Here is a 14,343-nt window from a genome sequence, read left to right as displayed (position 1 = left end):
ACCGCGCTATGCTCGCCCTCGGCAAACTGCTTGAACTGACCCTCGCCGGCCGTGAACCGGCGGAGAAGACTCAACTGACTGTCGAAGGCGTACGGATGCGCTGGCTGAGCGAGGGCGCGCTGGAGGTCAAGCCGCCCGAAGCCCGGGATAACGGCCTGGATCTGCTGCTGTCGGCCGGTATCCACGGCAATGAAACCGCGCCGATCGAATTGCTCGACCGTCTGCTGCACGACATTGCCCGTGGCGACCTGAAGCCGCGGGCACGCATTCTGTTCCTGTTCGGCAACCCCGAGGCCATCCGGCGCGGTGAGCGTTTCGTCGAGCAGGACGTCAACCGGCTGTTCAACGGTCGCCATGAGCTCAGTGGCGGTCCTGAAGCGCTGCGGGCCTGCGAGCTGGAGCGGCTGGCCGCCAGTTTCTTCAGTCGGCCGGAACGCAGTCGCTTGCATTACGACCTGCACACCGCTATCCGCGGCTCGAAGATCGAGCAGTTTGCCCTGTACCCATGGAAGGAAGGCCGCGCGCATTCACGCCGTGAGCTGGCACGCCTGCGTGCCGCGGGCATGGAGGCGGTGTTGCTGCAGAACAAGCCGTCCATCGTCTTCAGTGCCTACACCTACGATCAGCTCGGCGCCGAGTCCTTCACCCTGGAACTGGGCAAGGCCCGGCCATTCGGGCAGAACGACGGGGTCAACGTCGGCCTGCTGGAAACTCGCCTGCAACAGATCATCGAAGGTAACGAGCCGGCGCTGGATGAAGGGCTCGACGGCCTCCAGCTATTCAGCGTGGCGCGGGAAATCATCAAGCACAGCGACAGTTTCCGCCTGAACCTGCCGGCGGACATTGAGAACTTCTCCGAGCTTGAAAAAGGTTATGTGCTGGCCGAGGACATCGCCCAGACCCGCTGGGTGATCGAAGAGGAGGGCGCCCGGATCATTTTCCCGAACCCCAAGGTCAAGAATGGCTTGCGGGCCGGGATCCTGATCGTGCCTGCTACGGACGAAAACCTGCTCTAAAACCCACGCCGAACCATTGTGGGAGCGAGCTTGCTCGCGATAGCGGTGTTCCAGTCAAATGTTGAAGGTGACTGACACTCCGTCATCGCGAGCAAGCTCGCTCCCACAGGTTTTTTAGTGGCTTTTAGCTCGCTACCGCCCGCTGCTCACTGCGACGCAACGCCCGGGTCTTGTGCAAGGTATCGGCGCAAGTCTTCGCCGCTTCCTGGCCCTTGTGCACGAAATGCTCGAAGAAAAACTTCTGATGCTCTTCCCCTGCATGGAAATGATGCGGCGTGAGCACCACCGAGAACACTGGCACTTCGGTTTCCAACTGCACCTGCATCAGGCCGCTGATGACCGATTGGGCGACGAACTCGTGACGGTAGATGCCCCCGTCCACCACCAGTCCGGCGGCGACGATGCCGGCGTAGCGGCCTGACTTGGCCAGCAGCTTGGCGTGCAGCGGGATTTCGAAGGCGCCGCCGACTTCGAAGAAGTCGATGTCGCTTTCCTGGTAACCCTGGGTGATCATTTCGGCGACGAAGCCTTTACGGCTCTGGTCGACGATTTCCTTGTGCCAGCAGGCCTGGATGAACGCGACGCGCTCGCCCGGATGACTTTTGCTTTTGCTGTCGATTGCAGTGGGTTGCATGTTCTGGTTCCTGTTTGTGTGAAAAACAGGGCGTCATGAATCGAAGGGGATTCGAGGGTACGCCGCGCACGGACAGTCGCAGTCGGCCCTTGGGTGCCAATCCCGTTCTCTCTTCATCCGGACTATGACCGTCGGCCCCGGGATCACACCGGGTCTGCTGACCTTGCCGCTACACCCCAAAAAGCGGTGTACCACCAAGCGCTCGCGGGCTATGCACGTTGCGTGCAATTACCGCCGGTGGGGAATTACACCCCGCCCTGAGAACGTTTTTGCCGCCATGGTTTTTGGCAGCGGAGGATTTTTAACACATAACCTACTGTGGGAGCGAGCTTGCTCGCGATGGCGCCATTGCAGCCAGCATCAAGGCAAGCTGAACCACCGCTATCGCGAGCAAGCTCGCTCCCACAGGCGTTCTGGATAATCTTCAGGCTTTCCGTCGATCAGGCTTGATTATTCTTCACCATGCCCGCAGTAATTGCCCTTCGAAAGGGAATTCCCCCACCAGCACCCGAGGCCAGATTCATGAGTGTTATCGATCTTCGCAGCGACACGGTCACCCAACCTACCGCCGGCATGCTGGATGCCATGGCCAGTGCGCCGATCGGCGATGATGTGTATGGCGAAGACCCGACCGTCAATCGCCTCGAAGCCGAACTGGCTGCGCGCCTGGGCTTTGCTGCGGCGATGTTCGTGCCCACGGGCACGATGAGCAATCTGTTGGGGTTGATGGCCCACTGCGAGCGCGGCGATGAGTACATCGTCGGTCAGCAGGCCCACACCTACAAATACGAGGGCGGCGGTGCGGCGGTGCTCGGTTCGATCCAGCCCCAGCCTCTCGAGGTGCAGGCGGACGGTTCCCTGGACCTGGCGCACGTCGCCGCGGCGATCAAGCCCGATGACTTTCACTTTGCCCGCACCCGCCTGTTGGCCCTGGAAAACACCATGCAGGGCAAGGTGCTGCCCTTGGAATACCTGGCCCGGGCCCGGCGTTTCACCCAGGAGCATGGCCTGGCCCTGCACCTGGATGGAGCGCGGCTGTACAACGCCGCGGTCAAGCTGAATGTCGATGCCCGGCAAATCACGCAACATTTCGATTCGGTGTCGGTGTGCCTGTCCAAGGGCCTGGGCGCTCCGGTGGGCTCGGTCCTGTGCGGCAGCGTTGAACTGATCGGCAAGGCCCGCCGGCTGCGCAAGATGGTCGGTGGCGGCATGCGCCAGGCCGGGATCCTCGCGGCGGCCGGGCTGTATGCCCTGGAGCATCAGGTCCAGCGCCTGGCCGATGACCACGCCAATGCCCAGCGGCTTGCCGAGGGCTTGCGTGGGGCGGGTTACGAGGTCGAGCCGGTGCAGACCAACATGGTCTACGTAGAAATGGGCGAGCGGGCCGAGGCGATCAAGGCGTTTGCCGATGAACGGGGCGTCAAGCTCAGCGCGGCGCCACGCCTGCGAATGGTGACGCACATGGACGTGAGCGCGGCGCAAATCGACCGGGTGGTCGCCACTTTCGTCGAATTTTCTCGCCAATGACCCGCTAACCGGGGCAATTGACAGTTTCTATCGTATAAACACGCTGTACCCCACGCGCAGGGCCGATATAATGCGGCCCTTTGCCGTTGCTTCGTCTGTTGACGTTTTGCACAGGCCTTTGGCCGCAGCCTCCGTGGAAGAACCTAATGAAAAGCGCAGAAATCCGTGAAGCCTTCCTTCGCTTCTTCGAAGAGCAAGGCCACACCCGAGTAGCCTCCAGCTCTTTGATTCCGGGCAACGACCCGACCCTGCTGTTCACCAACGCGGGGATGAACCAGTTCAAGGACTGCTTCCTGGGCCAGGAAAAACGTGCCTACACCCGTGCGGTAAGCAGCCAGAAGTGCGTGCGTGCCGGCGGCAAGCACAACGACCTGGAAAACGTCGGCTATACCGCACGTCACCACACGTTTTTCGAAATGCTGGGTAACTTCAGCTTCGGTGACTATTTCAAGCGTGACGCCATCACCTTCGCCTGGACCTTCCTGACGTCCGACAAGTGGCTGAACCTGCCCAAGGAAAAGCTTTGGGTAACGGTCTACGCCACCGACGACGAAGCCTATGACATCTGGACCAAAGAGGTCGGCGTCCCGGCAGAGCGCATGGTGCGCATTGGCGACAACAAAGGCGCGCCTTACGCCTCCGATAACTTCTGGACCATGGGCGACACCGGCCCATGCGGTCCTTGCACCGAGATCTTCTACGATCACGGCGCCGACATCTGGGGCGGCCCACCCGGCTCGCCGGAAGAAGACGGCGACCGCTACATCGAGATCTGGAACAACGTATTCATGCAGTTCAACCGCACCGCCGATGGCGTGTTGCATCCGCTGCCAGCGCCGTCGGTGGACACCGGCATGGGCCTGGAGCGGATCAGTGCGGTGCTGCAGCACGTTCATTCCAACTACGAAATCGACCTGTTCCAGAGCCTGCTGAGCGCGTCGGCCAAAGCCATCGGTTGCACCAACGACAACCAGGCCTCGCTGAAAGTGGTCGCCGACCACATCCGTTCCTGCGGCTTCCTGATTGCCGACGGCGTGCTGCCTTCCAACGAAGGTCGTGGTTATGTACTGCGCCGGATCATCCGTCGCGCCTGCCGCCACGGTAACAAGCTGGGCGCCAAGGGCAGCTTCTTCTATCAGATCGTCGCGGCATTGGCGGCCGAGATGGGCGACGCCTTCCCGGAACTCAAGTCCCAGCAGGCGCATATCGAACGCGTACTCAAGGCTGAAGAAGAGCAATTCGCCAAGACCCTGGAGCAAGGCCTGAAGATCCTCGAGCAGGACCTGGCCGAACTCAAGGGCAATGTGGTTCCGGGCGACGTGGTGTTCAAGCTGTACGACACCTATGGCTTCCCGATGGACCTGACCGGCGACATCGCCCGCGAACGCAACCTGACCCTCGACGAGGAAGGGTTCGAGCGCGAGATGGAAGCCCAGCGGGTGCGTGCGCGTTCCGCCAGTTCCTTTGGCATGGACTACAACAGCCTGGTCAAGGTAGACGTGGCCACCGAGTTCACCGGTTATGCCGGCACCACCGGCTCGGCCAAGATCGTTGCCATCTATAAGGACGGGCAATCGGTCGACATCCTGAGCGAAGGCCAGGAAGGTGTGATCGTGCTGGACAAGACCCCGTTCTACGCCGAGTCCGGCGGCCAGATCGGCGACAGCGGTTACCTGCAGGCGGGCAGCTCGCGTTTCGACGTGCGTGACACCACCAAGACCGGCGGCGCGTTCCTGCACCACGGCGTGCTGGCGTCGGGTAGCCTGATGATCGCCGCCCCGGTGGCCGCCCATGTCGACGCCGAAGTGCGCCATGCCACGTCGCTGAACCACTCCGCCACGCACTTGCTGCACGCGGCGTTGCGCCAGGTGCTGGGCGAGCACGTCCAGCAGAAGGGCTCGTTGGTGGACAGTCAGCGCCTGCGCTTTGACTTCAGCCATTTCGAAGCCATCAAGCCTGAGCAACTCAAGGCGCTGGAAGAAATCGTCAACGCCGAGATTCGCAAGAACTCCCCGGTGGAAACCGAAGAGACCGACATCGAGACCGCCAAGCGCAAGGGCGCGATGGCGTTGTTCGGCGAGAAGTACGGCGACAGCGTGCGCGTGCTGAGCATGGGCGACTTCTCCGTTGAACTGTGCGGTGGCATCCACGCCAACCGGACCGGTGACATCGGCCTGATGAAAATCATCAGCGAAGGTGGCGTGGCATCCGGTGTGCGCCGGATCGAAGCGGTCACCGGCGCCGCGGCCCTGGCGTACCTCAACGCGGCCGAAGAACAACTCAAGGAAGCGGCTACCCTGATCAAGGGCAGTCGCGACAACCTGATCGACAAGCTGTCGGCTGTGCTGGAGCGCAACCGCCTGCTGGAAAAGCAACTCGAGCAGTTGCAGGCCAAGGCCGCCAGCGCCGCGGGCGACGATCTGTCGGCCCAGGCGGTGGACGTCAAGGGCGTGAAGGTGCTGGCCGTGCGTCTGGACGGCCAGGATGGCAAGGCGCTGCTGGCGCTGGTCGATCAACTGAAAAACAAACTCGGCCGCGCAGTGATCCTGCTCGGCAGTGTCCATGAGGAAAAGGTCGTTCTCGTCGCAGGCGTGACCAAAGACCTGACTGGCCAACTCAAGGCCGGTGATTTGATGAAGCAGGCCGCTGCGGCAGTGGGCGGCAAGGGCGGTGGTCGTCCGGACATGGCGCAAGGCGGTGGTACCGACGTCGGCGCTCTGGACGCGGCACTGGCCCAGACCGTTGCATTCGTAGAGCAGGGTATTTAAGGCAGCGTCGCCGGGCTCGTGGTCTAGTGACGAGCCTGGCCGCTGTTTGAGTGATTTATTGGGCGCCCTTCATGGGCAGAGGCGGCTTTGAAATGGCTTTGATCGTACAGAAATTTGGAGGCACCTCGGTCGGCACTGTCGAGAGAATCGAACAAGTCGCCGACAAGGTTAAGAAATTCCGTGAAGCGGGCGATGACCTGGTGGTTGTGCTGTCGGCAATGAGCGGCGAGACCAACCGTCTGATCGATCTGGCCAAGCAAATCAGCGGCGACCAGCAACCGGTTCCCCGTGAGCTGGACGTGATCGTTTCCACTGGTGAGCAGGTGACCATCGCCTTGCTGGCCATGGCGCTGATCAAGCGTGGCGTGCCGGCGGTGTCCTACACCGGCAACCAGGTGCGTATCCTGACGGACAGCGCGCACAACAAAGCGCGTATCCTGCAGATCGACGACCAGAAGATTCGCGGCGACCTGAAGGCTGGCCGTGTCGTGGTTGTCGCCGGTTTCCAGGGCGTGGACGAGCAGGGCAATATCACCACCCTCGGCCGTGGCGGTTCCGACACCACGGGCGTAGCACTGGCGGCGGCTCTCAAGGCTGACGAATGCCAGATCTACACCGATGTGGACGGTGTCTACACCACCGACCCACGGGTGGTGCCTGTGGCCCAGCGCCTGGACAAGATCACGTTCGAAGAAATGCTGGAAATGGCCAGTCTCGGCTCGAAGGTGTTGCAGATCCGGGCGGTCGAATTCGCCGGCAAGTACAACGTTCCGCTGCGCGTTCTGCACAGCTTCAAAGAGGGTCCGGGCACCCTCATTACTATTGATGAAGAGGAATCCATGGAACAGCCGATCATTTCCGGCATCGCTTTCAACCGCGATGAGGCCAAGCTGACCATCCGTGGCGTGCCAGACACCCCCGGCGTGGCGTTCAAGATTCTCGGCCCGATCAGTGCCGCGAACATCGAAGTCGACATGATCGTGCAGAACGTCTCGCACGATAACACCACTGACTTCACCTTCACCGTGCACCGCAACGACTACCAGTCTGCCGAAGCGATCCTGAAAAAGACCGCTGGCGAGATCGGTGCCCGGGAAGTGGTGGGCGATACCAAGATCGCCAAGGTCTCGATCGTGGGTGTCGGCATGCGTTCCCACGCAGGCGTGGCCAGCCGCATGTTCGAATCCCTGGCCAAGGAAAGCATCAACATCCAGATGATCTCTACTTCGGAAATCAAGGTTTCCGTGGTGATCGAAGAGAAGTACCTGGAACTGGCCGTGCGCGCCCTGCACACGGCTTTCGAGCTCGACGCTGCTGCCCAGCAGGGCGAGTAAGGCGTTATCCAGAGGGCGCGGCTGGACCGCGCCCTTTGTTTTTCTGAATGGCGCGTCCCAAAACTGTTCTTTTGCCCGCGCTGGTCAATACTAGGCCTGTAGGCTTCGACCGTTTCGGTTGTAGGTCCAATGCCTTTTTTTTGCAGACTGTTGTCCCTTAAGTGAATTGCGTGAGGAGAAAGGTATGCTGATTCTGACCCGTCGGTGTGCAGAAAGCCTGATTATTGGCGATGGCGAAATCACCGTGACCGTGCTCGGCGTCAAAGGAAACCAAGTGCGTATCGGCGTCAACGCCCCGAAAGAGGTTGCTGTACACCGGGAGGAAATCTACCTGCGTATCAAGAAAGAGAAGGACGACGAACCAAGCCATTAATTTTTATCGATTTTTATGTTTGCAAACGGGGATGAAGGTGGTTAATATACGCCCCGTGTTGCGGAGAGCTGGCCGAGTGGCCGAAGGCGCTCCCCTGCTAAGGGAGTACACCTCAAAAGGGTGTCGGGGGTTCGAATCCCCCGTTCTCCGCCATTATTCGTTTAGTGCGTCAGAACCTGGCTTGATCAGTAAGTGATTGAAATTACTGAAAAAAGCGCTTTACAAAAGGAATTGACGACCTATAATGCGCGGCAACAAATGCACTCGTAGCTCAGCTGGATAGAGTACTCGGCTACGAACCGAGCGGTCACAGGTTCGAATCCTGTCGAGTGCACCATTTAAGAGTTGTTTGCAGCAATGCAAATAACTTGGCTTCAACCAGTTGTGATCTGGTATAAAACCACAACTTGCACTCGTAGCTCAGCTGGATAGAGTACTCGGCTACGAACCGAGCGGTCACAGGTTCGAATCCTGTCGAGTGCACCAAACACCAAAAAGCCCGCGTTTAACGCGGGCTTTTTGCTGTCTACGATTTGCCTTTCACGCACCCCCTTTCATCGAACACGACCTCTGCGCTGCGACCTTTCTTCGCCTTGTAGGTATACCGTGTGCTCGAATTTCGAATCTTGATTGAGTCTGGCTTGCCCAGGGCGCTCTCGACGTCCTGTTGGCTCATGCCGATGACGATTCTTCGTTCCAGGATGGCGTCGCGGCGTTGCCTGGCATCGATGAGGTTCCCGCAACGGTCCTGGAACTGGCCAACCACGGTCGGCTCCTTGCGTGTGGTTGTGTTGCCGGATGTTTGCCGATGCTCCGCTTCGGGCAGCATCGCCTCGGTCGTCGGCTCGATCGAACCTGGGCTGTAGGGATGGATCTGCTGGAGTGACAGGGCTTCACCCGGGCCACAACTCAAGGTGGTGAATGTCACGTGCCCCGCGCTGCTTTCGCAGCGATGCACGGTTTGCCCGGCGGCCCACAAAGGCAGGCAGGGCAGGCTGGCGAGCAGGAGCAAGTAGTGGCTGATAGGCATCCGGTCGTCCTCCTTGACGGTGCAGGAGAACAGGGTAGTCGCCGCATTGCTGTCGAGGCGTGTGTTTTCTTTTCCGGATAAGTCGTCGTAAAGCGGAAGGTTCAGCTTGCGTTCAGGTTTGTCTCGCAAGCGCTTGTTCTTGCCATGATTTTTTAGCGTTTTAAAGCGTCAAGCGGTGTATGATTGCGCCCGTCAGCCCCGCCGGGGCTTTGGAATATCTCCATGGACTTACCCAGTAGTTACTCAATATTTAGTTTTGCCAATCATGAATTAACTGATTGATCCTTCCGGCGTGCTCCACTGCTGGGAGTGGAGTTCGCCTATGACCCAAGTAGAAGTAAAAAAAACGCAGGAAAGCCTTCAGGATCGTCTCGCTCAAGTCGTTGAGCTGCTGCAGCGCCAGCGGGTCGTCGAAGACCTGACGCATCGCCAGGAAGGCCCGAATCATGACCGGGTCGAGAACCTGGTCCACCGGCAGAATCTCGTCGAGTTGCAACGCAAGCTCGATGACCTGCACTCCGCCGACGTCGCCTACATTCTTGAAGCCTTGCCCCTGGAAGAGCGTCTGACGGTCTGGCAGTTGGTCAAGGCTGATCGAGATGGTGACATCCTGCTCGAGGTGTCGGACTCGGTTCGTGAAACCCTGATCGCCGACATGGATGATCATGAGTTGCTGGCGGCGGCCAAGGAAATGGACGCCGACGAACTCGCCGACCTTGCGCCCGAACTGCCACGGGACGTTGTCCACGAACTGATGGAAGCCCTCGACGGCCAGCAGCGTGAGCGTGTGCGCTCGGCGTTGTCCTATGACGAGGAGCAGGTCGGTGCGTTGATGGACTTCGAGATGGTGACGATCCGCGAGGATGTCAGCCTTGAAGTGGTCTTGCGTTACCTGCGTCGTCTCAAGGAGCTGCCCGGCCATACCGACAAGCTTTTCGTGGTCGACTACGACGGTGTGCTCAAGGGCGTGCTGCCCATCAAGCGTTTGCTCGTCAACGACCCGGAAAAGCAGGTGGCCGAGGTCATGGCCAGCGATCCGGTGAGCTTCCACCCGGACGAAGACGCCTACGATGCGGCCCAGGCATTCGAACGTTATGACTTGATTTCCGCACCGGTGGTCGACAAGAACGGCAAGTTGATCGGCCGTCTGACCATCGATGAAATGGTCGACTTGATTCGTGAAGAAAGCGAAAGCGAAGTCCTCAACATGGCCGGTCTGCGCGAAGAAGAAGACATCTTCGCCTCGGTCTGGAAGTCCCTGCGTAACCGCTGGGCCTGGCTGGCGATCAACCTGATCACGGCGTTTGTCGCTTCCCGGGTCATCGGCCTGTTCGAAGGCTCCATCGAGAAGCTGGTGGCGCTCGCGGCGCTGATGCCCATCGTCGCCGGTATCGGTGGCAACTCCGGTAACCAGACCATCACCATGATCGTCCGTGCCATGGCGCTGGACCAGGTCAGCACCGGCAATACATCGCGATTGATGCGCAAGGAACTGGCGGTCTCCTTGATCAATGGCGTGATTTGGGGTGGGGTGATTGGTGTGGTGGCTTATCTGCTTTATGGCAGCTGGTCGCTGGGAGTGGTCATGACGGCCGCAATGACGCTCAACCTGTTGCTGGCGGCATTGATGGGGGTCTTGATCCCCATGACCCTGGCCCGCATGGGGCGCGATCCTGCCATGGGTGCCAGTGTCATGATTACTGCTGTGACCGACAGCGGCGGGTTCTTCATTTTCCTGGGGTTGGCGACGATTTTCCTGCTCTGAATCGCTCATCGAGAAACCCGCCTGTTTGGCGTGAAACTGTTCACTTGGAAAAAACGGCGCTTCTTTCAGAAATGGGAAGCGCCGTTTTTTTGCGCTTCTTTCGATTGGTGGGCGTCGAGATCAAGCGTTCAAAGCAAGAGCAGCTGGCAGGTCCAGCCGCTATGCAACGGCGCCAGCGCTATCGCGAGCAAGCTCGCTCCCACATGGGGTTGCGGGTGATTGACCAATTGCTTCTATCGGGCCTGGGCAAACGCCAGGCACAAAAAAGCCAGCACGAGGCTGGCTTGAGTGTTTTGGCTGTGATCAGGTCGCTTCTGCGGCCATCTCTACGTCATGTGCAATCAGCGAAACAAGGGCGTTCTGCTGACGGTGGGAGAGTTGTCGGAAGCGTTGAAGCAGCTCGCGTTCATGCAAAGACAGCTCCGGGCTGTCCAGGCGCATGCTCAACTCTTCACCCAAGGCGCCTTCCTGAATCAGACTTTGCTCCAGGCGCGCAATGATTTCAGAGTTCATGCTGCGATGATGATTACGAGCCACCTCGGCAATGCGTTCCCGCATTCCGTCTGGCAGACGTACGACGAACTTGTCAGCCGTACGGCTGGAATAAATTGCCTTTGTCATTGGGCGCATATTTATTTAACCGGTTAGTTCAGGGGAGCGGTTCTCGGGATTGGCCGCAGGATGTCGATAGGACAAGCTCCACTGCCAAATGTTCAACCTGAATTGTTAAGAGGCCCGCATCATGCCTCAAAATTGCCAGATCATTGGCGCCAATTCTGTGACAAATTCTGATCCGGGTAAAGGCGTTATGCCAGCACCTTTCATCAAAAAATGCGGACTGGTTGGAAAAAAACAACAGGTTCGCATTTGTGACCATCGGATCGTGTCGTTGTGCCATACCGTCTGGCGGATAACGGAAATGGACCAAAACGCTTGTCGTCCCTGTCTTGTATAGGATAGTGGCAAATGGCCGATTTACTAGGATAAACACGCCAGGGGCAGATGAATGGCGGCCGGGGCCAACCGCTTGGCCTTGTCAGCCTTCCGCGCGGTACCATTTGCCTACACTTAAAAAACAGCGACGACATGACAAACGCAGGGCAGGTCGTTACCATGCACGCCGTCCCGCGCACCGCGTTTCTTGTGGTCGCTCGTGTCTCAGTAGCTCAATTGGATAGAGCATCCCCCTCCTAAGGGGAAGGTTGGCAGTTCGAACCTGCCCTGGGACACCATTATAAACAGTGGGTTAGCGCACATGCCGCTGACTTTTCCTGGTTGCATTGCCCCCTCTCCAGATGAACGACCCCGGCTTGAGCGCGTCGTTCCTGCCTCGCACAGCTCCTCATTCCCCCAAGCTGTGACCAGCTGCCCATTTTTACCCATTTGTATCGAGCATATTTCGATAACACGAAACTTTCTCCCCACTCTGCTATCAGACCGTCTCGGTACGTTGTAGGACTTTTCCTTCGTTTCCGATGGATTACGTACCTCGTTATTTATCTGTGTCAGTGTCAATGCCGCTTCCGGCGGGCCTGACTCACCGTGTCTTCGATTCAGGCCACAAGGATGTGACATGCAGCCAGCCGCACCCTGCCGAACGCGTAAACCGAACAGCCCTCGCCGTTGTGCTGGTGGAACCCGTTCATCCGCACAGAACGCCAAGCGTCTCGCCCTGCTGCTGATAGCGGCGTGGATGACGGGCGCGTGGAGCGCTGCGCAGGCGGCCGGACCTGAAGAAGAACTGCTGCGCCAGCAAGAGCGCGAACGGGTTTTGCGCGATCAGTTGGAGTCCCGGCCCGACGTGCGTCTGCAGGCAGCACCCGTGGGTGAAGGTGCCGAGCGCTTGCCCGCCAAGGAAAGTCCCTGCTTTGCCATCAATGACATCCGCCTGATCGGCGAGGCGTCGGAAAAATTCCAGTGGGCGTTGCGCGCCGCCAATCCCAAGGATGATCCCGCCATCGGTCGTTGCCTCGGTGGCGGCGGGATCAACCTGACGATGAAGCGCATGCAGAATGCGATCATCGAGGCCGGCTACGTCACCACTCGCGTACTCGCCGAAGCCCAGGACTTGAACAGTGGGGTGCTGGTGTTGACCCTGGTGCCAGGGCGCATTCGCGAGATTCGTTTCGAGGAGGGCACCAGCGCCCGCGCCAATGCCTGGAACGCAATGCCGGCCAGTCCTGGCGACCTGCTCAACTTGCGCGACATCGAGCAGGCGCTGGAGAACTTCAAGCGCGTGCCGACCGCTGAGGCCGACATCAAGATCGCGCCAGCCCGTGCCGCCGACGCCAGGCCCGGTGAGAGCGACGTGGTGATCGCCTGGAGCCAGCGGTTCCCCGCCCGGGTGAGCCTGTCGGTGGACAATTCCGGCAGCAAGAGCACGGGCAAATACCAGGGCAACGTATCGCTGTCCTTGGACAACCTGCTGTCACTCAACGATTTGTTCTACGCCAGCGTCAACCATGACTTGGGCGGCGGCGAGTCCGGGCACCGCGGTTCCGATGGCAGCACGCTGCATTATTCGCTGCCGTTCGGTTACTGGCAGTTGGGGTTCACCAGCAGTGAATACAACTACGAACAGTCCGTTGCCGGCGCTAACCAGTCCTATCAGTACCGAGGCGAGAGTCGTAACAACGAGGTGCGCCTGTCGCGCCTGCTGTACCGCGACGCCGTTCGCAAGACCACCGCCTGGGGCAGCCTGTGGACGCGCTCGTCGGAGAACTTCATCGACGACACCGAGGTCGGCAACCAGAAGCGCCGCATGGCTGGCTGGCAGTTGGGGTTGGACCATAGGGAGTTCATTGGCGCTTCGATTCTTGACCTGGGCGTCGCCTATCGTCGCGGCACCGGTGCCCACGACGCGCTCAGGGCACCTGAGGAAGATTTCGACGCCGGTACGTCGCGCTCGCAGATCATCACCGCCGATGCCCAATTGCAGGTGCCGTTCCAGGTCGGCGATCAGCGCCTGCGCTACATCGGTGGCTGGCGCGCGCAATGGAACCGTACGCCGTTGGTGCCCCAGGATCGCTTCTCCATCGGCGGGCGCTACAGCGTGCGCGGCTTCGATGGTGAAAACATTCTTTCCGCTGACCGTGGCTGGACCCTGCGCAACGAAATCGGCCTGTCCCTGGGCCAGACCGGCCAGGAGCTCTACACCGGCATCGACTATGGCGAAGTCAGCGGCCAGTCCAGTGAGTTCCTGATCGGCCAGCGCCTGGCGGGGGCCGTGGTGGGTATACGCGGCGGTTACAAGGGCCTGTCCTATGACTGGTCGGTAGGTACGCCGTTGAAGAAACCCGATGGTTTCGAGACGGCCAACGTGACCAGCGCGTTCACCGTCATCTGGTCATTCTGAGGTGATCCCATGCAGTTCGAGACGCTAGACATTATCGCTCCTGGCCTGATCGACGAACCCTGGAGCGAAGCCGCGGTGTTCGGCTCCGCCACCTGGTTGTGGATGCATTCCAAGGCCCATCGCGATGCGCCGTTGCACACCTTGCCGACATTGTTGTTACCGGCGCTCAAGCATCGCCAGTTCGTGCTCGGCTCCGAACACGGCAAGCCGGTGTTCTACCTGTCCTGGCTCAACCTCGACGAGGCGGCAGAGCAACGTTACCTGCGCCAGTCGCCGCTGGCGCTGAGCCAAGAGGACTGGAACAGCGGCGAACGTCTCTGGCTCAACGACTGGGTCGCCCCCTTTGGCCACACGGCGGTATTGAGCCGCCTGTTGCAACGTCACCTTTTCATCGATCGCTGCGCCCGGGCCCTCTATCACCGAGGCGACGAGCGTGGCCTGCGGGTCAAGACATTCCAAGGGATCGGGGTCATCCCCGAACAGGCCCAGGCCTGGTTTGCCGCTCACCCGCTGGCAGTCGAAGCGTAACTCCAACCACTGG

Annotated in this window: 11 protein-coding genes, 4 tRNA genes and 1 riboswitch; of the genes, 12 read left to right on the top strand and 3 right to left on the bottom strand. The window is 59.8% G+C overall.

Annotated features, from left to right (window positions below; all coding sequences use genetic code 11):
- Positions 1–8 precede the first annotated feature (8 nt).
- Positions 9–1,016, top strand: coding sequence for a succinylglutamate desuccinylase (gene astE / locus ACZ5M5_RS23395; RefSeq protein WP_060741012.1), 1,008 nt, complete (start codon positions 9–11; stop codon positions 1,014–1,016).
- 124 nt (positions 1,017–1,140) lie between these two features.
- On the opposite strand, the gene ACZ5M5_RS23390 is transcribed toward astE, so the two are convergent.
- The gene (locus tag ACZ5M5_RS23390) at positions 1,141–1,650 is read right to left on the bottom strand and encodes a 6,7-dimethyl-8-ribityllumazine synthase (protein WP_060741013.1); all 510 of its coding nucleotides are present in this window, start codon (positions 1,648–1,650) and stop codon (positions 1,141–1,143) included.
- Positions 1,651–1,750: 100 nt separating this feature from the next.
- Positions 1,751–1,919: riboswitch (FMN riboswitch) on the bottom strand.
- A 253-nt stretch (positions 1,920–2,172) separates the two neighbouring features.
- Between ACZ5M5_RS23390 and ltaE the strand changes: the two genes are divergently transcribed.
- The 7 genes from ltaE to ACZ5M5_RS23355 all read left to right on the top strand — a co-directional run bounded on the left by ltaE (position 2,173) and on the right by ACZ5M5_RS23355 (position 8,138).
- Positions 2,173–3,177 (top strand): low-specificity L-threonine aldolase, encoded by a 1,005-nt coding sequence (gene ltaE / locus ACZ5M5_RS23385; protein WP_103308569.1) that lies wholly within the window; start codon positions 2,173–2,175, stop codon positions 3,175–3,177.
- Positions 3,178–3,323: 146 nt separating this feature from the next.
- Positions 3,324–5,945: an alanine--tRNA ligase gene (gene alaS / locus ACZ5M5_RS23380; protein ID WP_060741015.1), complete on the top strand. Its 2,622-nt coding sequence runs from the start codon at positions 3,324–3,326 to the stop codon at positions 5,943–5,945.
- A 92-nt stretch (positions 5,946–6,037) separates the two neighbouring features.
- Entirely contained in the window at positions 6,038–7,279 is a 1,242-nt protein-coding gene (locus ACZ5M5_RS23375) for an aspartate kinase (protein WP_060741016.1), read from the top strand.
- A gap of 184 nt (positions 7,280–7,463) precedes the next feature.
- Positions 7,464–7,652: a carbon storage regulator CsrA gene (gene csrA, locus ACZ5M5_RS23370; protein ID WP_003178872.1), complete on the top strand. Its 189-nt coding sequence runs from the start codon at positions 7,464–7,466 to the stop codon at positions 7,650–7,652.
- Between the two features lie 62 nt (positions 7,653–7,714).
- Positions 7,715–7,805, top strand: a tRNA-Ser gene (locus ACZ5M5_RS23365).
- Between the two features lie 107 nt (positions 7,806–7,912).
- Positions 7,913–7,989 (top strand) — tRNA-Arg (locus ACZ5M5_RS23360).
- Positions 7,990–8,061: 72 nt separating this feature from the next.
- Positions 8,062–8,138 (top strand) — tRNA-Arg (locus ACZ5M5_RS23355).
- 40 nt (positions 8,139–8,178) lie between these two features.
- Here the strand turns inward: ACZ5M5_RS23355 and ACZ5M5_RS23350 are convergent.
- Complete coding sequence (locus ACZ5M5_RS23350; RefSeq protein ID WP_103308575.1) at positions 8,179–8,682, bottom strand: cell envelope protein SmpA; 504 nt, start codon at positions 8,680–8,682, stop codon at positions 8,179–8,181.
- A gap of 322 nt (positions 8,683–9,004) precedes the next feature.
- On the opposite strand from ACZ5M5_RS23350, the gene mgtE reads away from it, so the two are divergent.
- Positions 9,005–10,447, top strand: a complete 1,443-nt coding sequence (mgtE, locus tag ACZ5M5_RS23345; protein ID WP_060741018.1) for a magnesium transporter — start codon at positions 9,005–9,007, stop codon at positions 10,445–10,447.
- 303 nt (positions 10,448–10,750) lie between these two features.
- Here the strand turns inward: mgtE and ACZ5M5_RS23340 are convergent, their stop codons facing one another.
- On the bottom strand, positions 10,751–11,077 hold the full coding sequence (locus ACZ5M5_RS23340; RefSeq protein WP_060741019.1) for an Arc family DNA-binding protein: 327 nt from the start codon (positions 11,075–11,077) through the stop codon (positions 10,751–10,753).
- 525 nt (positions 11,078–11,602) lie between these two features.
- Between ACZ5M5_RS23340 and ACZ5M5_RS23335 the strand changes: the two genes are divergently transcribed.
- From ACZ5M5_RS23335 to ACZ5M5_RS23325, 3 genes are all read left to right on the top strand, one after another.
- Positions 11,603–11,679 (top strand) — tRNA-Arg (locus ACZ5M5_RS23335).
- 461 nt (positions 11,680–12,140) lie between these two features.
- Positions 12,141–13,802 carry a ShlB/FhaC/HecB family hemolysin secretion/activation protein gene (locus tag ACZ5M5_RS23330; RefSeq protein WP_103308568.1) on the top strand — a complete coding sequence of 554 codons (1,662 nt, stop codon included), beginning with the start codon at positions 12,141–12,143 and terminating at the stop codon, positions 13,800–13,802.
- A gap of 9 nt (positions 13,803–13,811) precedes the next feature.
- A complete protein-coding gene (locus ACZ5M5_RS23325) occupies positions 13,812–14,330 on the top strand; it encodes a toxin-activating lysine-acyltransferase (protein ID WP_060741021.1) in 519 nt (172 codons plus the stop codon).
- The last annotated feature ends 13 nt before the right edge of the window (positions 14,331–14,343 follow it).

This window comes from Pseudomonas sp. Van50 (assembly GCF_055390755.1).
This window is presented reverse-complemented; position numbering and strand designations above follow the sequence as displayed.

Bases quoted from the DNA above. Each gene is read 5' to 3' on its own strand.
- ACZ5M5_RS23325 (WP_060741021.1), top strand. From the start codon at position 13,812: ATGCAGTTCGAGACGCTAGACATTATCGCTCCTGGCCTGATCGACGAA.
- astE (WP_060741012.1), top strand. From the start codon at position 9: ATGCTCGCCCTCGGCAAACTGCTTGAACTGACCCTCGCCGGCCGTGAA.
- ACZ5M5_RS23350 (WP_103308575.1), bottom strand. From the start codon at position 8,682: ATGCCTATCAGCCACTACTTGCTCCTGCTCGCCAGCCTGCCCTGCCTG.
- ACZ5M5_RS23330 (WP_103308568.1), top strand. From the start codon at position 12,141: ATGACGGGCGCGTGGAGCGCTGCGCAGGCGGCCGGACCTGAAGAAGAA.
- csrA (WP_003178872.1), top strand. From the start codon at position 7,464: ATGCTGATTCTGACCCGTCGGTGTGCAGAAAGCCTGATTATTGGCGAT.
- mgtE (WP_060741018.1), top strand. From the start codon at position 9,005: ATGACCCAAGTAGAAGTAAAAAAAACGCAGGAAAGCCTTCAGGATCGT.
- ACZ5M5_RS23340 (WP_060741019.1), bottom strand. From the start codon at position 11,077: ATGCGCCCAATGACAAAGGCAATTTATTCCAGCCGTACGGCTGACAAG.
- alaS (WP_060741015.1), top strand. From the start codon at position 3,324: ATGAAAAGCGCAGAAATCCGTGAAGCCTTCCTTCGCTTCTTCGAAGAG.
- ACZ5M5_RS23375 (WP_060741016.1), top strand. From the start codon at position 6,038: ATGGCTTTGATCGTACAGAAATTTGGAGGCACCTCGGTCGGCACTGTC.
- ltaE (WP_103308569.1), top strand. From the start codon at position 2,173: ATGAGTGTTATCGATCTTCGCAGCGACACGGTCACCCAACCTACCGCC.
- ACZ5M5_RS23390 (WP_060741013.1), bottom strand. From the start codon at position 1,650: ATGCAACCCACTGCAATCGACAGCAAAAGCAAAAGTCATCCGGGCGAG.